The organism is Parahaemophilus parainfluenzae, from assembly GCF_001055095.1.
Taxonomy (GTDB): Bacteria; Pseudomonadota; Gammaproteobacteria; order Enterobacterales; family Pasteurellaceae; genus Haemophilus_D; species Haemophilus_D parainfluenzae_Z.
The window spans coordinates 14,137-32,554 of sequence record NZ_JVHG01000019.1 but is presented as its reverse complement, the minus strand read 5'-3'; the positions used below and the strand labels follow the sequence as shown (position 1 = coordinate 32,554).

General features: G+C 40.0%; 14 protein-coding genes and 1 pseudogene. 10 read left to right on the top strand and 5 right to left on the bottom strand.

Going from position 1 to position 18,418, the window contains the following annotated elements; all coding sequences use genetic code 11:
- Window positions 1-85 precede the first annotated feature (85 nt).
- Together rpe and ADA56_RS05545 are read left to right on the top strand one after the other, a co-directional pair.
- Window positions 86-757 carry a ribulose-phosphate 3-epimerase gene (rpe, locus tag ADA56_RS05550; protein WP_049369761.1) on the top strand — a complete coding sequence of 224 codons (672 nt, stop codon included), beginning with the start codon at window positions 86-88 and terminating at the stop codon, window positions 755-757.
- Window positions 758-769: 12 nt separating this feature from the next.
- The gene (locus ADA56_RS05545; RefSeq protein ID WP_032822351.1) at window positions 770-1,444 is read left to right on the top strand and encodes a phosphoglycolate phosphatase; all 675 of its coding nucleotides are present in this window, start codon (window positions 770-772) and stop codon (window positions 1,442-1,444) included.
- Window positions 1,445-1,491: 47 nt separating this feature from the next.
- Here ADA56_RS05545 and ADA56_RS05540 read toward each other — a convergent pair whose 3' ends face one another.
- Complete coding sequence (locus ADA56_RS05540) at window positions 1,492-2,289, bottom strand: class I SAM-dependent methyltransferase (protein ID WP_049369760.1); 798 nt, start codon at window positions 2,287-2,289, stop codon at window positions 1,492-1,494.
- 176 nt (window positions 2,290-2,465) lie between these two features.
- On the opposite strand from ADA56_RS05540, the gene purL reads away from it, so the two are divergent.
- The 3 genes from purL (at window position 2,466) to ADA56_RS05525 (ending at window position 8,239) form a co-directional block, all read left to right on the top strand.
- Window positions 2,466-6,359 carry a phosphoribosylformylglycinamidine synthase gene (purL, locus tag ADA56_RS05535; protein ID WP_049369759.1) on the top strand — a complete coding sequence of 1,298 codons (3,894 nt, stop codon included), beginning with the start codon at window positions 2,466-2,468 and terminating at the stop codon, window positions 6,357-6,359.
- A 202-nt stretch (window positions 6,360-6,561) separates the two neighbouring features.
- On the top strand, window positions 6,562-7,191 hold the full coding sequence (locus ADA56_RS05530) for a YkgB family protein (protein ID WP_005697450.1): 630 nt from the start codon (window positions 6,562-6,564) through the stop codon (window positions 7,189-7,191).
- A 193-nt stretch (window positions 7,192-7,384) separates the two neighbouring features.
- The gene (locus ADA56_RS05525; RefSeq protein ID WP_049365711.1) at window positions 7,385-8,239 is read left to right on the top strand and encodes a hypothetical protein; all 855 of its coding nucleotides are present in this window, start codon (window positions 7,385-7,387) and stop codon (window positions 8,237-8,239) included.
- 134 nt (window positions 8,240-8,373) lie between these two features.
- Here ADA56_RS05525 and glpQ read toward each other — a convergent pair whose 3' ends face one another.
- The 3 genes from glpQ to glpT all read right to left on the bottom strand — a co-directional run bounded on the left by glpQ (window position 8,374) and on the right by glpT (window position 11,922).
- Window positions 8,374-9,459: a glycerophosphodiester phosphodiesterase gene (gene glpQ, locus ADA56_RS05520; RefSeq protein WP_005697412.1), complete on the bottom strand. Its 1,086-nt coding sequence runs from the start codon at window positions 9,457-9,459 to the stop codon at window positions 8,374-8,376.
- A 17-nt stretch (window positions 9,460-9,476) separates the two neighbouring features.
- On the bottom strand, window positions 9,477-10,388 hold the full coding sequence (locus ADA56_RS05515; RefSeq protein ID WP_049367604.1) for a hypothetical protein: 912 nt from the start codon (window positions 10,386-10,388) through the stop codon (window positions 9,477-9,479).
- Window positions 10,389-10,482: 94 nt separating this feature from the next.
- Window positions 10,483-11,922, bottom strand: a complete 1,440-nt coding sequence (gene glpT, locus ADA56_RS05510; RefSeq protein ID WP_049365713.1) for a glycerol-3-phosphate transporter — start codon at window positions 11,920-11,922, stop codon at window positions 10,483-10,485.
- A 291-nt stretch (window positions 11,923-12,213) separates the two neighbouring features.
- Between glpT and glpA the strand changes: the two genes are divergently transcribed.
- From glpA to ADA56_RS09700, 4 genes and pseudogenes are all read left to right on the top strand, one after another.
- Entirely contained in the window at window positions 12,214-13,905 is a 1,692-nt protein-coding gene (gene glpA / locus ADA56_RS05505; RefSeq protein WP_049369758.1) for an anaerobic glycerol-3-phosphate dehydrogenase subunit A, read from the top strand.
- Window positions 13,895-15,184, top strand: coding sequence for a glycerol-3-phosphate dehydrogenase subunit GlpB (glpB, locus tag ADA56_RS05500; protein ID WP_049369757.1), 1,290 nt, complete (start codon window positions 13,895-13,897; stop codon window positions 15,182-15,184). The genes glpA and glpB overlap by 11 nt, the downstream gene beginning before the upstream one ends.
- A 9-nt stretch (window positions 15,185-15,193) precedes the next feature.
- Window positions 15,194-16,471 (top strand): anaerobic glycerol-3-phosphate dehydrogenase subunit GlpC, encoded by a 1,278-nt coding sequence (gene glpC, locus ADA56_RS05495; RefSeq protein ID WP_049369756.1) that lies wholly within the window; start codon window positions 15,194-15,196, stop codon window positions 16,469-16,471.
- Window positions 16,472-16,575: 104 nt separating this feature from the next.
- Window positions 16,576-16,713 (top strand): annotated as a pseudogene (locus tag ADA56_RS09700) (transporter); the annotation flags it as partial.
- A gap of 61 nt (window positions 16,714-16,774) precedes the next feature.
- Here ADA56_RS09700 and asnA read toward each other — a convergent pair.
- Window positions 16,775-17,767, bottom strand: a complete 993-nt coding sequence (gene asnA, locus ADA56_RS05490; RefSeq protein WP_049369755.1) for an aspartate--ammonia ligase — start codon at window positions 17,765-17,767, stop codon at window positions 16,775-16,777.
- Window positions 17,768-17,923: 156 nt separating this feature from the next.
- Between asnA and asnC the strand changes: the two genes are divergently transcribed.
- The gene (asnC, locus tag ADA56_RS05485) at window positions 17,924-18,376 is read left to right on the top strand and encodes a transcriptional regulator AsnC (protein WP_005697406.1); all 453 of its coding nucleotides are present in this window, start codon (window positions 17,924-17,926) and stop codon (window positions 18,374-18,376) included.
- Window positions 18,377-18,418 lie beyond the last annotated feature (42 nt).

Here is an 18,418-nt window from a genome sequence, read left to right as displayed (position 1 = left end):
TTCAGCTAAAACTTGTAAATAATCAAGGTAAAATTAAGCCTAACGTAGTAAACTACAAGGACTTTTATCCTTTAGGAGATGACAAATGAAACCTTATTTAATCGCCCCTTCTATCCTTTCTGCAGATCTTGCTCGTCTAGGAGATGATGTGCAAAACGTGTTGAATGCTGGTGCGGATGTGATTCATTTTGATGTAATGGATAATCACTATGTGCCGAATTTAACCTTTGGCCCAGCCGTGTGTAAAGCTTTGCGTGATTATGGCATTAAAGCACCCATTGACGTGCATTTAATGGTGAAACCGGTCGATCGTATTATTCCTGATTTTGCCAAAGCGGGTGCGGATTACATTACGTTTCATCCTGAAGCTAGTGAACATATTGATCGCTCGTTACAGCTTATTCGTGATCACGGCTGTAAAGCGGGTTTAGTGTTTAATCCTGCCACACCATTAAGTTATTTGGATTATGTATTAGATAAGGTAGATGTGATTTTGTTAATGTCCGTGAATCCAGGATTTGGTGGACAATCCTTTTTACCTTCAACATTGAAAAAATTACAACATGCACGTCGTCTGATTGATGAAAGTGGTTTAGATATCCGTTTAGAAGTTGATGGTGGGGTAAAAGTGGATAATATTGCAGAAATCGCCGCAGCCGGTGCAGATATGTTTGTGGCAGGCTCAGCGATTTTTGGTAAACCAGATTATAAACAAATCATTGATCAAATGCGTACGCAATTAGCGTCAGTAAAATAAAAGGTAGTAGTAATGAAGACTCAATTTAAAGTTATCGGTTTTGATTTAGATGGTACGCTCGTGAATAGCTTGCCGGATTTAGCGTTATCCGTGAATTCTGCATTGGCTGATTTTGGTTTTGCACCTGCATCAGAAGCACAGGTTTTAACTTGGATCGGTAATGGCGCACCTGTATTAATTGCGCGTGCTTTAAAATGGACTGAAGAGCAAACAGGTAAAACATTCTCTGAGGCTGAAATCGAGCAAGTGAAAGAGCGCTTTAATGTGCATTATGCTGAAAATCTTTGCAATGTGAGTCGTTTATATCCAAATGTAAAAGAAACATTGGAAACTTTGAAAGCTCGTGGTTATACCTTAGCTGTGGTAACGAACAAACCAACTCGTCACGTTCAGCCTGTATTGGCGGCATTTGGTATCGATCATTTATTCAGTGAAATGCTTGGTGGGCAATCATTACCCGCGATTAAACCACACCCAGGTCCATTGTATTATTTATGCGGTAAATTTGGCGTAGAACCTCGCCAAGTGCTTTTTGTGGGTGACTCTCGAAATGACATTCTCGCCGCACATTCAGCGGGTTGTCCGGTTGTGGGATTAACTTACGGATACAACTACAACATTCCAATTGCTGAATCAAATCCAGATTGGGTGTTTGATGACTTTGCGAAGTTATTAGAGATTCTTTAATCCATCTTAAAACGTAAAGTGCGGTTAAAAATAACCGCACTTTTTTCTTAAACCTCCCACCAAATCAACGCCCATTTGCGTTGTCCATGCTTTATCGGTTCATTATTTATTTGTTTTTGTTGATAGAATTGAGCTAAGTCTTGTTTTTCTTTTTCGGTGAGATTACCGAGAGAAAATTCCACGGAATTTAATAAATCTTCAAAGGTTTCGCCTTGGAAATAACCAGATTCGGTTTCAATAAAATTCACATTCGCGTGAATGCCTTTTTGGTAAAGACGATTGACCAAATAAATATAAGTCGGAAAGCCCACGTCATCACGGCTAATGGCTTCAAATACGCCTTCATCGAGAAAATGGCGTTGGGTCACTGAGGTTAAAAAGACGCGTTTTTTAGCCTTGCTTTGCAGCTTTTCAATCATGTCATCCAAATCATCTACAAGCGTAGAACGAGAGGCGAGTATTACATCGGCTTGAGGCACATCATCCCAGTTATCGGACCATGATTTATGTAGAAGGGTAATATTATTTAATTGGTGCTTTTCTTTGTATTGCTGCACCATATCCAACATCCCTTGGCTGTAATCGAGAGCATACACAGCTTGGCATTGTTGGGCTAAAGGAATCACAAGCGTGCCGGGGCCACAACCAATATCTAGCACCGTTTCATTGGGTTGTACATTCATGGCTTTAAGCAACGTCTCGTTATAACGGCTTGGTTTACCCACTAAATTCTCGGCCATTTTAGGCGCTTTTTTATCCCACTTTGTTGGTGGAAGATTATAGTGATTGCAGGCTTTCAGATGTTGTTGATAGAGATCGTTGAAATTAATGTCATTGATGATCATAGTGGCGCCCCAAAGTGCGGTTAGTTTTCGGATTGTTTTTAAATTTCTTGATGATTATATGCTTTCTCCCACTTAAAATCATTTGAAAATGATTGACGCAAACGTTTTCGTTTTGGCGTGTTTTCCTTTATAATAGCCCGCGATTTTCATCTCAAACACAACTCAAAGGTACCCGTATGTTTCAAACTTTTCGTGGCTCACCCGCCCTTTCTGAATTCCGTATTCAAGGTTTAATGCAAAAATTCCAACAAAATCAATTACCGGTGAAATCGGTTTATGCGGAATATTTGCATTTTGTGGAATTAAATCGACCGCTTGTTAGCGAGCAGGAAGCAAAACTAAAAGCATTGTTACATTACGGCCCAACTTTGGCAGAACACGATGCCAAAGGCGAAACTTTTATTGTGATTCCACGCGTTGGCACGATTTCTTCTTGGTCTTCTAAAGCGACGGATATCGCGCATAATTGCGGTTTAAATGAAGTAGAGCGCATTGAGCGTGGTTTGGCGTATTATTTTGAGTTAAGCAAACCGCTTGATGAAAAAACAACAGAAAAATTGACCGCACTTTTACATGACCGAATGATGGAAACTGTGGTGCGTAATCCGCAAGATGCGGAGATTTTATTCCGTCATCAAGATCCGAAACCGTTTAAAACCGTGGATATTTTAAAAGGTGGGCGTGAAGCTTTGGTGACAGCCAACGTAGAATTAGGCTTGGCACTGGCAGAAGATGAAATTGATTATTTGGTAGAAAACTTCACTCAATTAGGACGCAATCCGCACGATATTGAACTTTATATGTTCGCGCAAGCCAACTCTGAGCACTGCCGCCATAAAATCTTTAATGCGGATTGGATTATTGACGGCAAAAAACAGGATAAATCCCTGTTTAAGATGATTAAAAATACCTTTGAGAAAACCCCTGATTTCGTGCTTTCAGCTTATAAAGATAATGCTGCGGTAATGGAAGGCTCAAAAGTCGGCCGTTTCTTTGCGGATCAAGATGGGCAATATCGCTATCACAATGAAGATGCACATATCTTAATGAAAGTGGAAACCCATAACCATCCAACGGCAATTTCGCCATTCCCGGGTGCTGCAACAGGTTCGGGCGGTGAGATTCGTGATGAAGGTGCAACCGGTCGTGGTGCCAAACCAAAAGCCGGTTTAACCGGTTTCTCTGTATCTAACCTTGTCATTCCAAACTTTGAACAACCTTGGGAAAATCCACTTTCCAAACCAAACCGTATTGCTTCAGCCTTAGATATTATGATTGAAGGCCCATTAGGTGGCGCAGCATTTAACAACGAATTTGGTCGTCCTGCATTATTGGGTTATTTCCGTACCTATGAAGAGAAAGTCAACAGCTTCAACGGTGAAGAAGTGCGTGGTTATCACAAACCGATTATGTTAGCGGGTGGTATCGGTAATATTCGTGGCGAACACGTTCAAAAAGGTGAAATTCCAGTCGGTGCGAAATTGATCGTATTAGGTGGCCCAGCGATGAACATCGGTTTAGGCGGTGGTGCCGCTTCTTCGATGGACAGCGGTAAATCAAAAGAAGATTTAGATTTTGCTTCCGTTCAACGTGAAAACCCAGAAATGGAACGCCGCTGCCAAGAGGTGATTGATCGCTGCTGGCAATTAGGTGATGAAAACCCAATTCTCTTTATTCACGATGTGGGGGCGGGTGGTTTATCCAACGCGATGCCTGAATTGGTGCACGATGGTGAACGTGGCGGTAAATTTGATTTACGCTCAATCCTTTGCGATGAAAAAGGTATGTCACCATTAGAAATTTGGTGTAACGAATCGCAAGAACGTTATGTATTAGCGGTTGCGCCAGAAAAACTCGAATTATTTACCGCACTTTGTGAACGTGAGCGAGCGCCATTTGCAGTCATTGGCGAGGCAACGGAAGAGAAACATCTAACCTTGCACGATAGCCATTTCGACAATAATCCAATTGATTTGCCAATGAATGTGTTATTAGGCAAAACCCCGAAAATGACGCGTGAGGTTTCATCAAAAACTGTGGAAAATCGACCGCTTGCAACAGAAAATATTCAATTAAAAGAAGCGTTACATCGTGTATTACGTTTACCGGTGGTGGCAGAAAAAACGTTCTTAATCACCATTGGCGACCGTTCGGTAACGGGTATGGTGGCACGCGATCAAATGGTCGGCCCATGGCAAATTCCGGTGTCTGATGTGGCTGTTACAACTGCATCATTAGACAGCTATCATGGTGAAGCCATGGCAATGGGCGAACGCGCACCGGTGGCATTATTAGACTTTGGTGCTTCTGCACGTTTAGCGGTAGCCGAATCTATTACCAACATTGCGGGCACCAACATTGGCGATATTAAACGCATCAAACTGTCTGCAAACTGGATGTCTGCAGCGGGCCATGGCGGTGAAGATGCAGGCTTATATGAAGCCGTAAAAGCAGTCGGTGAAGAACTTTGCCCAGCATTAGGTATCACCATTCCTGTGGGTAAAGACTCGATGTCGATGAAAACCACTTGGGAAGAAAATGGCGAGAAAAAATCCGTCACCGCACCGCTTTCTTTAGTGATTTCATCTTTTGCACGCGTGGAAGATGTCCGCAAAACCGTGACACCTCAATTACGCACAGACAAAGGCGCAAGCCGTTTATTGTTGATTGATTTAGGTGAAAGAAAAAATCGCTTAGGCGCGACCGTACTTGCGCAAGTGTATAAACAATTAGGTGATAAACCAGCCGATGTGGTAAACGTAGCTAAACTGAAAAACTTCTTCGATGCAATGCAAGCATTGGTGGCAGAGCGTAAATTATTGGCTTACCACGACCGTTCCGACGGTGGTTTAATTACCACCCTTGCAGAAATGGCATTTGCGGGTAACTGCGGTGTAGATGTGGATATCTCTGCATTAGGCGATAATGATTTAGCCGTGTTATTCAATGAAGAATTAGGTGCGGTAATCCAAGTGTCAGAACGTGAATTAAGCGCCGTGCGTGAGGTATTAAAAGCGTATGACTTGCTTGGTTTAACTTATGAACTCGGTTCTGTAAGTTCAGAAGATCGTTTTGAAATCACACGAGGCAGTAAAAAACTATTAAGCGAAAAACGTTCTGAATTACGTGGTATTTGGGCAGAACTCACTCACCAAATGCAACGCTTACGTGATAACCCAGAATGTGCTGACCAAGAATTTGAAGCGAAAAAAGCAACAGACAACAAAGGCTTATCGGCTCACTTAACTTATGATGTGAATGAAGATATTGCCGCACCGTATATCAGCAAAGGCGTAAAACCGAAAGTAGCCGTATTGCGTGAACAAGGTGTAAACAGCCACGTTGAAATGGCGGCCGCTTTTGATCGTGCAGGCTTTGCGGCGATTGATGTTCACATGAGTGATTTAATGGCAGGCCGTTACAACTTAAACGACTTCAACGCGATGGTGGCCTGTGGTGGCTTCTCTTACGGTGACGTATTAGGCGCAGGTGGCGGTTGGGCAAAATCTATTTTATTCAACCCACAATTACGCGATCAATTCAGCCAATTCTTCGCCAATGAAAACACTCTTTCATTAGGCGTATGTAACGGCTGTCAATTTATCTCCACCCTTGCGGAAATCATTCCTGGTGCAGAAAACTGGCCACGTTTCGTACGTAATAAATCAGAACGTTTTGAAGCGCGTGCTGCGATGGTGAAAATCAACGACACCAACTCATTGTGGTTTAAAGGCATGACGGGTTCACATATGCCGATTGCCGTTTCTCATGGTGAAGGTCGTGTAGAATTCAAAACACCTGAGAATTTGACCGCACTTCAAGCGCAAAACTTGATTGTGGCACAATATATCGACAGCCATTTGAATGTAACTGAAACCTATCCAGCCAACCCGAATGGTTCAGCATTAGGGATTACCGCCATTTCTAACGTGGACGGTCGTATTGCCGCGATGATGCCACACCCAGAACGTGTATTCCGTGCCGTGAGCAACTCATGGTATCCAGAAGATTGGTCTGAAGATGGCGCATGGATGAGAATTTTTAGAAATGCGAGAGTGAATTTCAAATAATGTGAAATTGATCACGGAAAATTAATTAAAAATAAGAGATACTAAGAAATTGGTATCTCTTTTTTTATTGCATAAATCTTAGCAATAAAAAATACCAACAATATTACTCGCTAATATTGTTAATGATTTATATAAATATTTTATATAAAAATTCTTGGACATTATGTCCGTTATATCCATTGAACTATATAAGGAGTTCTGAATGAGTGCATTAGTTACATTGCTAGCTAATATTGTTGCGCCATTGCAACGTCAATTTATTAACTTTATCCGCATTGCGATTTGTGTTGTGATGGTTTGGATTGGAGGTTTAAAAGTTTGCCAGTATGAGGCAGATGGTATCGCACACTTTGTGTCAAATAGTCCTTTTTTAAGCTTCCTTTACAAAAACGGTGCAAATGAAGTGACAAATGATAAGGGTGTTTTAGTAAAAGAATATACCTTATATAAAAACCCTGAAGGCAAAATGGTCGCAAAAAATATCGAATGGCATAAAGCCAACGGCACCTATACCGCTTCTTATATTATTGGCGCAATCATTGTGACAATTGGTATTTTAGTATTAGCAGGAATTTGGTCTCCAACATTAGGTTTATTTGGGGGCTTACTCACCTTTGGCATGTCGATAGTCACGCTGTCGTTCCTGATATTTACGCCAGAAACCTGGGTGCCTAATTTAGGAGGGGACTTCCCAACCCCTAATTATGGCTTCCCATATCTCTCAGGTGCTGGCCGACTCGTGATTAAAGATATTATTATGATGGCTGGTGGCTTAGTTGCTGCAGCAGAATGTGCAAAACGCTATTTAGAGAATAAAAAGCAGTTTGCTTAATTAGTTTATTTAAAAGGCTTGCTGAGATAAATAGCAAGCCTTTTTACTTAGACATAAAAAGAGATGGGTAAATAATGTTCATGTGTCAATCTTGATGATACGATATCAAGAACCTGCACACCACGCATTTAGCAAAATTAATTGCACCTAACAAATTCTGGAAATGATATTAGCTTATTAAGGTGATTACATCATGAAAAAAAACATTACAGCTAAAATATATAAGATAACTGAATACCCAGATGTCAATGAATTGTGTGAGTTAAAGATTAACAATAGTAATATTCTCTTTTTACGTTCTGTTCTATTGTCTAATAATAAGTTTTATGAAGATAAAAATGGAAATTGGTTACTAATGTTTTTTATCGGTGAAAAATATGAACAAAGTATGTTTGTTGATTTTTCAAAAATAGAATTAGATTATAAGAAATATTCTATTTTATCAGTTTCAAAATTAATTATTGATGATTCTTTTTTCAATGATGCTATTGCAGAAGAAATCTCTCTAGAGATAAGAAAGTCAAAAGCCATAAAGAAAAATGATTTTATAGAGTATCCATCTCATTATGAGCATATTGATGGCAGAGGAATGGGATTCTATTCTCGAATACCAGAGCAAGAATATAATTTTAAACGGAGACTTATTCTGTTAGCGTTGGCTCATGCTTATTTGGGGGCTATTGAAAATATAAGCAATAGGCTTTCTGAGAGTATTTGTTGTCAGGATGATGTTGATAAGTTAAGACAGCTATATATAGAGGCTACAAAGTTTAAGGCGGTATTTTTATTCCATCAGCCAGTTGTTATGAGAAATATTAGTTTGATTGAAACATGGAAGTACTTGGATAATGTTTTTGACATAAATCAAAACTCAGATGAGTTGTTGGAGCAGTTATCTAGTGTGCATTACATCTTGAATTTGGATGAGGATAAAAAGCGGAAAGAAATAGAGAAATTAGCACATGAAAAACAAGATAAATGGAATATGAGGTTTACAATATTTGCTATATTAATTAGTTTGTTGGATTTAATAGAATTGTTTAAGTAAAGTTTAGCTAATTGTAATTATGATATCTACTTTATAAAATTATTGGAAAGTGATCTATTTAACTTTATAAATGAAAAAACGGTCAAAAATCACAACGAATTTTGACCGCTCTTTTTATTACTTTTACTTACGTATTATTTTTGTTTTTTCAAAAACTCAACGCCAGTGTCAGGGAAGTCGGTGAATACACCGGTTGCGCCAGATTTATTTAATAATGCATCGTACATTTGATTTACGTCAGTGAAGAATTCAGGTAAAGCATCTTTACGTACGGTGTATGGGTGTAATTCCACTTTGTATTGTGCGAGTTCTTTCACTAATGGGGTATACACGATGTTGCCTGGTTTAGATTTTTCTTTATCTACTAACATGTACCAGCCTGGACCAACGCCATCAGCATATTTCACCACTTCTGCCATTGCACCTGGTTTGAACATCCAATCGTAATCGTAGTTCACCCATTTGCCTTTCGCGTCTTTTTCTTCAGTTTCATGCCAGTCGGTGTATGCTACTAATTGGACAAGTTTTAAATCCATGCCCATTTTTGGTAGCAATTCATTTTTGATACGTTTTAACTCATTGAAGTCGAAGGTTTGTAAGTAAACCATGTCAGATTTCTTATCGTAACCGTATTTTTTCAACACTTTAAGGGTTTCAACTGCAATGTCTTTGCCATTTTGGTGGTGGAACCAAGGTGCTTTGATTTCAGGGTAGATACCCACTTTTTTACCGGTAGATTTTTCTAAACCTTGGATGAATTCTAACTCATCTTCAAAAGTATGGATTTTGAAGTGTGATTTCCAAAGTGGGAAACGACCTGGATATACTGCAACTTGTTTACCATCTTTAGTTTCAAAGTTTTCAGTCATATTTAAACTTTGAATTTCTTTCAAGGTGAAATCGATTACGTAGTAGCGACCATCTTTACGATGACGATTTGGGAATTTTTTCGCCACGTCAGTTAAGCCGTCTAAGAAGTGGTCATGGATAACAACTAAACGACCATCTTTTGTCATCGCTAAGTCTTGTTCTAAGTAGTCTGCATGTTGTGCAAATGCAAGCGCTTTAGACTCAAGTGTATGCTCTGGTAAGTAACCACTTGCACCACGGTGAGCAATGATAATTTTGTCTGATTTCATAGTGTCCACAGAAGAGTGTGCGCTACATCCTGCAAGTACGCCTGCAGCTAATAAAGAAAGCGCTAAAGTTTTGAGTTTCATGGTGTGTTCTCCTTGATTTACTTATTACATCTTGGTTTCATGTCGTAAAAATAGATTTCACTAATTTCACGGTCATATCCTGGATAAAATCCTTTTGGCATCCCTAACACAATTTGTTTGCCTCGGTTTGCATGGACAAGTAGTTGTTTCGTTTTTGGATTCACATTCAAGCCTTCGACTTCGCCGACATCTCGAATGTCGTTCAATGTTTTTTCTAAAACAACTCGAGCTTCATTATTTTTATCTGAAATTTCTACACGATAAATATGATCAGGTTCTTTTTCATCTGCTGTACCATCATCAGATGTGACGTAGAGATCACCGTTATAGGCATAAACACCTTGAATCCATTGTGGAACAGGTTGTAAATGCACTTTACGTTTATATTTACCGGTTGAAAGGTCATATTCATATAAATAACGGCCACTTTCCTCACCAACCCAAGATGCCATCCAAACAGAATTGTGAACGGTATCTACGGTGATGCCGGAAACTTCGACTTGACCTGACTCAGGATTAAAATCAACTGATCTTTTTAATGCGAGGGTTTCAGGATCGTGAATCGCAATTTGAATATTTTTACCTACGCCGGCATCAAACCATTCGGAGGAAACATAAAGTTCATTGTTGTAGATATCAATGTCGCCAATGTGATTGGCTTCTTTTTGATAGCCGACAAAAGGATCTTTATTTTCTTTAATCAGTTTTCCATCCATATCGTATTTGGCGAGCGTTTTACTGCCCGATACGTATAAATATTTACCATCAGTGGTAATGCCTTGACGTCCGTTGACTTCGAGTACTTTGTCTAATTTATAAGTATAAGCGGGGAGGGCTGAACGATAGGGTGCTTCACAAGTTTGATTTGCGAATGCTGCATTTGCCATAACTGCCGCGCCTAACATAATGGTTAATTTATTCAATTTCATCACATTATCTCCTTTTAAAGTGCAGTTAAAAATTCAGTTGTTTTTTGTAATAAAAAAGGCGGCAAGCCTTCGCCTGTCGCCTTTAATTTATAGATTATTTACCGTAGGTATCGCCTAATTTAGCTTTATGTTTACCTTCTTCAACCATTACGATGAAGAGTAATAACACCGCTAAGACACCACCACCGATCATGACGTAGAAACCGCCGTCCCAGCCGTAGTGTTGTGCTGCCCAACCGATAACAGCTGATGCTGATACTGTACCGCCTAAGTAACCGAATAAACCGGTGAAACCTGCTGCTGTACCTGCTGCTTTTTTCGGTGCAAGCTCAAGAGCGTGTAAGCCGATTAACATTACAGGACCGTAGATTAAGAAACCGATTAAGGTCATTAAGATGAAGTCAGTTAATTGATATGGGTTTTCATACCAAGCTGAGTAGTTTGCAAGTTCAGCTTCTGGTGTAGCTGGGTTCATCCAGTATGCTACAACTGCTGCGGTAGTTAAGATCATGAAGATGAAACCGGTTAAACCACGTTTACCTTTGAAGACTTTATCTGATACCCAACCACATAATAATGTACCTGGAACCGCTGCTAATTCATAGATTGTGTAAGCCCATGCGGTACCTTTGATGTTGAAGTGTTTTACTTCACTTAAGTAAACCGGAGACCATTTCAATACGCCGTAGCGGATTAAGTATACGAATACGTTAGCAATCGCGATGTACCATAACAGTTTGTTTTTCAATACATAAGTTACGAAGATTTCTTTTGTGCTTAAATCGTTTTCGTAAGTTTTTTCGTTATAGTCATCTGGGTAGTCATTACGCCATTTTTCAATTGATGGTAAACCACAAGATTGTGGAGTATCACGCATCACGAAGTAAACTGGAATTGCACAGATCATTGCAGCAATACCCGGATAGTAGAGGGATTGTTGCCAAATATCTTTTGCTTGTGCTTCGACACCATGAGTGCTGAAGAAGACGGCACTTGCTAATAGCACCATTGCACCCGGCATCATACCACCGATGTTGTGCGCGGTATTCCAGATAGATACGATAGTACCGCGTTCTGATTTAGACCACCAGTGTACCATTGTACGACCACATGGAGGCCAACCCATACCTTGGAACCAACCATTTAAGAAGATCATTACCCACATGATGGCAATGCCTGAAGTTGCCCATGGGAATAAACCCATCATGGTCATACAAAGACCAGAAAGCAATAAACCAAATGGTAAGAATACACGAGGGTTCGAACGGTCAGACATACCAGCCATTACGAACTTAGATAAACCATAGGCAAGACCGGCAGCTGAGCCGATAACACCTAATTCCGCTTTTGAGTACAAGCCGGCTTGAATTAAACCAGGTTGTGCCAAGTCAAAGTTTGCACGTACAAAATAGTAAGCGGCATAACCAAAGAAGATCCCTGCAAACACTTGCCAACGTAAGCGTTTATACGTGGAATCAATTTTCTCCGCTGGAAGTTCCGCAATGTGCGGAGCGGGTTTAAATGGTCCAAACATAATTTCTCTCCAAAATCATTTTAATTATGAGTCCACCCCCATGATGGGGATAGCGTGCATGATAAAATAAAAATAGAAATTAAAAAGAGAAATAATTCAAAAATGTGATGCATTTCACAAAATATTTTTTAACAAATGAGCGAATTCGAAAATTGTGTGATCTATCTCACAAAACAGCTTTCTTTTTCGCTCAGAATGTTGTGAATTTAACCGCTCTCCCATACAATAGCCATGGAATTTGTAACAGTTTTTACGTTTCTTTTTATTAATATTTTGGCTTTGGGGGTAACAATGGGATTATCGCCTAATATGTATCGTGATGTGGGAGATTTTTCCCCTATCTCGACGGATGTGATTATCATTGGTGGTGGTGCGACAGGTGCGGGGATTGCTCGTGACTGCGCATTGCGTGGAATTAACTGTATTTTATTAGAGCGTCGTGATATTGCGACAGGCGCAACAGGTCGTAACCACGGTTTGTTACATAGTGGTGCGCGTTATGCCGTAAACGATCAAGAATCAGCAGAAGAATGTATTAGAGAAAATAAAATTCTGCGCAATATCGCTCGTCACTGTGTGGATGAAACAGAAGGTTTATTTATTACCTTACCTGAAGATTCCCTTGATTATCAAAAAACTTTCATCGAAAGTTGTACTAAATCCGGTATTGAAGCTGTCGCCATTGATCCTAAACTTGCCCAAATTATGGAGCCATCAGTAAACCCAGATTTAGTGGGGGCCGTTGTTGTGCCAGATGGTTCAATCGATCCTTTCCGTTTAACGGCTTCTAACGTGATGGATGCCACCGAAAATGGCGCGAAAATGTTCACTTATTGCGAAGTGAAAAGCTTAATTCGCGAAGGTGGCAAAGTAATCGGTGTGGATGTTTACGATCACAAAAATCGCGTAAATCGTAAATTCTTTGCGCCATTAGTCGTTAATGCGGGTGGTATTTGGGGACAAGGCATCGCAGAATATGCGGATCTCAAAATCAAAATGTTCCCAGCAAAAGGTGCATTACTTGTCATGGGACACCGTATCAACAAAATGGTCATTAACCGTTGCCGTAAACCAGCGGATGCGGACATTCTTGTGCCAGGTGATACCATTTGTGTTATCGGTACAACCTCTAGCCGTATTCCTTACGATCAAATTGATAACATGGAAGTCACTCCGGAAGAAGTGGATATCTTATTCCGTGAGGGGGAAAAACTTGCACCAAGCTTGCGTCATACTCGTGTATTACGTGCTTATGCCGGTGTGCGTCCGTTAGTCGCGTCTGATGATGATCCATCAGGTCGTAACGTAAGTCGCGGTATCGTGTTGCTTGACCACGCAGAGCGTGATGGCTTAGACGGCTTTATCACTATCACTGGTGGTAAATTAATGACTTATCGCTTAATGGCTGAATGGGCAACGGATCTTGTTTGTAAAAAACTCAACAAAACCGCACGTTGTACGACTGCTGAGCGTCCATTGCCGGGTTCAACTGAAAGCCGCGCAGAAACCAATCAGAAAGTGATTTCACTTCCAAGTACGATTCGTTATTCAGCCGTGTATCGTCATGGTTCACGTGCAACTCGCTTATTAGATAAAGAACGTCTTGATCGTTCAATGGTGTGCGAATGTGAAGCCGTGACAGCGGGTGAAGTCCGTTATGCCGTTGATGAATTAAACGTCAATAACTTAGTGGATTTACGTCGTCGTACTCGTGTAGGTATGGGTACTTGCCAAGCTGAGCTTTGCGCATGTCGTGCGGCGGGCTTAATGAACCGTTTTGAAGTGGCAACACCTCGCCAATCTACCACACAATTAACCTCTTTCATGGAAGAGCGTTGGCGTGGTATTGAGCCTATTGCATGGGGCGAAGCGATTCGTGAAGCGGAATTTACTTCATGGATGTATGGCAGTGTGTTGGGCTTAAACGATGTTCAACCGCTTGAAACTGACAAACAGCAAGGGACGGATAACAATGAATTTTGATGTAGTGATTATTGGTGGCGGCCTTGCAGGTTTAACTTGCGGCATCGCTCTACAAGAACAAGGCAAACGTTGTGTCATTATTAATAACGGCCAAGCAGCAATTGATTTTGCATCCGGCTCATTGGATTTATTAAGCCGTTTACCAAATGGTGCGTTTGTTAAAAATATTCCTGAGAATTTGACTGCACTTGCAGCTCAATTACCGCAACACCCTTATAGCATTATGGGTGCTGAACGCGTATTAGCGAAAGCGCAAGATTTCGAAAAATTAGCGGAATCATTAAATTTAGATTTAATTGGTTCAACCGCAGAAAATCATCTTCGTGTAACGGGTTTAGGCAGTTTACGTGGTGCATGGCTTTCACCAAATAGCGTGCCAACCGTGCAAGGCGAAACCCCATTCCCTTATAAAAAAATTGCGGTTTTAGGCATTGAAGGCTATCACGATTTCCAACCAGAATTATTGGCAGATAACCTTACGCTCAATCCACAATTTGCACATTGTGAAGTGAAAACGGGCTTTTTAAATATTCCAGAATTAGATCAGTTACGTGCAAATTCCCGTGAATTCCGTAGTGTGAACATTGCGCAAGTTTTAGAATATAAACTGAAATTTGATGATCTTGTGGCTGAAATGAAAGAAGCTGCGAAAGGCACTGAAGCAATTTTCTTACCAGCTTGTTTCGGTTTAGAAAATCAAGAGTTTATGGAGTCACTTCGTAAAGCAACTGGCTTGCCATTATTTGAATTACCAACTTTACCGCCTTCTTTATTAGGTATGCGTCAACGTATTCAATTACGTCATCGTTTTGAGAAATTAGGCGGACTCATGATGAATGGTGATAGCGCATTAAAAGCACATTTTCATGGCAACAAAGTTCGTGCTATTCAAACGCGTTTGCACGAAGCGGAAGAAATCACAGCAGAACATTTTGTCTTAGCTTCTGGCAGTTTCTTCAGTAAAGGTTTAGTTTCTGAATTCGATAAAATCTACGAACCCGTATTCCATTCTGACATCATCGGTGTGGAAGGTTTTAACGATACGGATCGCTTTACTTGGACTGATCACCGTTTCTCAAATCCACAACCGTACCAATCTGCGGGCGTGGCGATTAATGCGCAATGCCAAGTACAAAAGAGCGGTCAATTTTTAACGAATTTATATGCGGTGGGTAATGTGATTGGTGGTTTCAATGCCCTAAAGCTTGGTTGTGGTTCTGGCGTAGCAGTGGTAACAGCGCTTGCTGTTGCTGATGAAATTCTTCACAACACACATTAAGGAGGCGTTATGAACATTCAACAATTAATTGATAATGCAAAACAATCCCTTAATGCGCCACAACATCATCATGCCTTTGATGAAAGCTTTGAGAGCTGCATTAAATGTACGGCGTGTACTGCAGTATGTCCGGTTTCGCGTCAAAATCCAAACTATCCAGGTCCAAAACAATCAGGCCCGGATGGTGAGCGTTTACGCTTAAAATCAGCCGAACTTTATGATGAAGCATTGAAATACTGTACTAACTGTAAACGTTGTGAAATTGCGTGTCCGTCTGATGTGAAAATTGGTGACATTATCGTTCGTGCAAGAAATAAATACCTTGCTCAACAACACAAACCGGCTGTGCAAAAATTACGTGATGCGATTTTAAGTAACACCGATATTATGGGGTCACTTAACACGCCACTAGCCCCAATTGTGAACACAATCACGGGTTTGAAAGCGACAAAATTTGTGTTGGAAAAAGCGTTAAAAATCAGCCGTCATCGTACGTTACCAAAATATTCCTTTGGTACGTTCCGTAGCTGGTATATGAAAAAAATGGTGGAAAGCCAACAAAAATTCGAACGCAAAGTGGCGTATTATCACGGTTGTTATGTGAACTACAATAATCCACAATTGGGTAAAGAATTTATTCAAGTGTTCAATGCTATGGATATTGGCGTGGTGTTATTGGAAAAAGAAAAATGTTGTGGCTTGCCATTAAGCGTGAACCAATTCCCAGAACGAGCGAAAAAAATTGCACAATTTAACACCGATTACATCAGCAAAATGGTGGATGAAAATGGCTTGGATGTGATCAGTGAAGCATCGAGTTGCTCCCTAAATTTACGTGATGAATATCATCATATTTTAGGTATCGACAATGCGAAAGTTCGTCCGCATATTCACATGGTGACACCATTCTTATATCAACTCTTTAAAGAAGGTAAAACCTTACCGCTTAAGCCATTGAAATTGCGTGTAGCTTATCACACCGCATGTCACGTGGATAAAGCAGGTTGGGCACCGTACACCTTGGAAGTGTTAAAACAAATTCCAGGTTTAGAAGTAGTGATGTTACCATCACAATGTTGTGGTATCGCTGGAACATACGGTTTCAAAGAAGAAAACTACGAGGTTTCCCAATCTATCGGTAAGAACTTATTCGATAACATCAATGCCGGTGGATTTGATTACGTGATCTCTGAATGCCAAACTTGTAAATGGCAGATCGATATGTCATCTAACGTGACTTGTATCCATCCATTGACGTTATTGTGTATGTCGATGAATCAAGTTTAGTGAAAAGAGCGGAAACTGATAAAAAAGTGACCGCTCTTTTTGTTATTCAATCCAATATGGAGAATTAATTATGCAAAAAATCTTCAAGGTTTCCTTGTCTTGTGATTGAAACAGTTGCTGCGTTAGATAAACCGTTAGATCAATTACAAAAAATTACGGAGAAAGACTTACTGGGTATTTATCGTGACAGCTTAAAAACAATGGGATTGCCAATGTTTAACAGTGGTGCATTACAAGATTAATTAATTTCCTAAAAACAAAAGTGCGGTGAATTTTCACCGCACTTTTTATTTTCTCTTTTGATTAAAGAATATGTTGATATTGTTCTAACATTTCTTTTGGCCATACACTTGATTGCACTTCACCAATGTGTTTTTTGTGAAGCAAAAGCATAGCCATACGAGATTGACCGATACCACCACCGATGGTGAGAGGTAATTTGCCGTTTAATAAATCTTGGTGCCAATCCATTTTTAAGCGATTTTCATCACCGGTTAAACCAACTTGTAAACGTAATGCTGATTCATCCACACGAATACCCATTGAAGAAAGCTCAAACGCTTTACCTAACTCAGCGTTCCACACTAAAATATCACCGTTTAAGCCTTTGTAGCCGTTTTCAGATTCAGTTGTCCAGTCATCATAGTCTGGTGCACGGCCATCATGTGGTTTACCGTCTGATAATTTGCCACCGATACCAATTAAGAACACGGCGCCATATTCTTTACAAATGGCGTTTTCACGTTCTTTACTGCTTAAATCTGGGTAGCGTTTCACTAAATCTTCACTGTGAACGAAGGTGATTTCTTTTGGTAAGCTTGATGGGATATCAAAGCGCGCTTCTACCGCTAATTCAGTTAAACGGATTGCACGATAGATAGAACGTACCGTTTCTTTTAAATAAGCAAAGTTACGACGACCTTCAGGAATCACTTTTTCCCAGTCCCATTGGTCCACATAAACAGAGTGAGTTTGATCCAATGAATCTTCATCTGGACGTAATGCTTTCATGTGCACAAATAAGCCTTCGCCTTCTTTAAAGTGGAAACGTGCTAAAGTGTGACGTTTCCATTTTGCTAATGAGTGAACCACTTCATAAACCGCATTTGGGATGCATTTCACGTTTACTTGAACCGCTTTCTCAATGCCTGATAAGTTATCTTGCATACCGTTGCCAACTTCACTAAGAATTGGACCTTGTACTTCGATAATGCCAAGTTGTTCAATCAAGTTTTGAGTAAAGGTGTTCTTCACAAAGCTAATTTCTTGTTGTTGCAAAATAAACGTCTTTTTCATATTTATCCTTCTTTTTATAATAACTGGTAAGATTTGTTGTGCATTATTCAATAAAATTGCAATTTGTTTCAAGTAATTTCTTTACATTGTTTTAAATGTTGAATATTATCAAAAATAAAGAAGATATTTTAAAAAAGATCTAATAGGGAGTGTTTTATGAACAATATCGATACACTTGATCGCCAAATTCTCCGAGTACTGACAAAAGATGCACGTACACCTTATGCTGAAATGGCGAAAAACTTTGGCGTGAGCCCTGGTACAATTCATGTTCGCGTAGAGAAAATGCGTCAGTCTGGTTTGATTGAAGGCACAAAAGCGATTATTGATGAGCGTAAACTGGGTTATGATGTGTGCTGTTTTATTGGCATTATTTTGAAAAGCGCAAAAGATTACGAAAAAGTGATTAAAAAGCTAGACACCTTTGATGAAGTGGTGGAAGCCTATTACACCACGGGAAATTATTCTATTTTTATCAAAGTGATGACACACACCATTGCTGAATTACATTCCGTATTGGCGACTAAGATCCAGTTAATTGATGAAATTCAATCAACGGAAACTCTGATTTCCATGCAAAATCCTATTTTACGAGACATTAAACCTTAATGTTATCGAAACAATAAAGGCGTGTATTAAACACGCCTTTTG

What these genes read in the sequence shown, in the direction of transcription:
- asnC (WP_005697406.1), top strand. Translation starts at nt 17,924, where the DNA reads ATGAACAATATCGATACACTTGATCGCCAAATTCTCCGAGTACTGACA.
- glpT (WP_049365713.1), bottom strand. Translation starts at nt 11,922, where the DNA reads ATGTTTGGACCATTTAAACCCGCTCCGCACATTGCGGAACTTCCAGCG.
- glpB (WP_049369757.1), top strand. Translation starts at nt 13,895, where the DNA reads ATGAATTTTGATGTAGTGATTATTGGTGGCGGCCTTGCAGGTTTAACT.
- ADA56_RS05530 (WP_005697450.1), top strand. Translation starts at nt 6,562, where the DNA reads ATGAGTGCATTAGTTACATTGCTAGCTAATATTGTTGCGCCATTGCAA.
- ADA56_RS05540 (WP_049369760.1), bottom strand. Translation starts at nt 2,289, where the DNA reads ATGATCATCAATGACATTAATTTCAACGATCTCTATCAACAACATCTG.
- asnA (WP_049369755.1), bottom strand. Translation starts at nt 17,767, where the DNA reads ATGAAAAAGACGTTTATTTTGCAACAACAAGAAATTAGCTTTGTGAAG.
- ADA56_RS05545 (WP_032822351.1), top strand. Translation starts at nt 770, where the DNA reads ATGAAGACTCAATTTAAAGTTATCGGTTTTGATTTAGATGGTACGCTC.
- rpe (WP_049369761.1), top strand. Translation starts at nt 86, where the DNA reads ATGAAACCTTATTTAATCGCCCCTTCTATCCTTTCTGCAGATCTTGCT.
- glpC (WP_049369756.1), top strand. Translation starts at nt 15,194, where the DNA reads ATGAACATTCAACAATTAATTGATAATGCAAAACAATCCCTTAATGCG.
- glpQ (WP_005697412.1), bottom strand. Translation starts at nt 9,459, where the DNA reads ATGAAACTCAAAACTTTAGCGCTTTCTTTATTAGCTGCAGGCGTACTT.
- ADA56_RS05525 (WP_049365711.1), top strand. Translation starts at nt 7,385, where the DNA reads ATGAAAAAAAACATTACAGCTAAAATATATAAGATAACTGAATACCCA.
- ADA56_RS05515 (WP_049367604.1), bottom strand. Translation starts at nt 10,388, where the DNA reads ATGAAATTGAATAAATTAACCATTATGTTAGGCGCGGCAGTTATGGCA.
- glpA (WP_049369758.1), top strand. Translation starts at nt 12,214, where the DNA reads ATGGGATTATCGCCTAATATGTATCGTGATGTGGGAGATTTTTCCCCT.
- purL (WP_049369759.1), top strand. Translation starts at nt 2,466, where the DNA reads ATGTTTCAAACTTTTCGTGGCTCACCCGCCCTTTCTGAATTCCGTATT.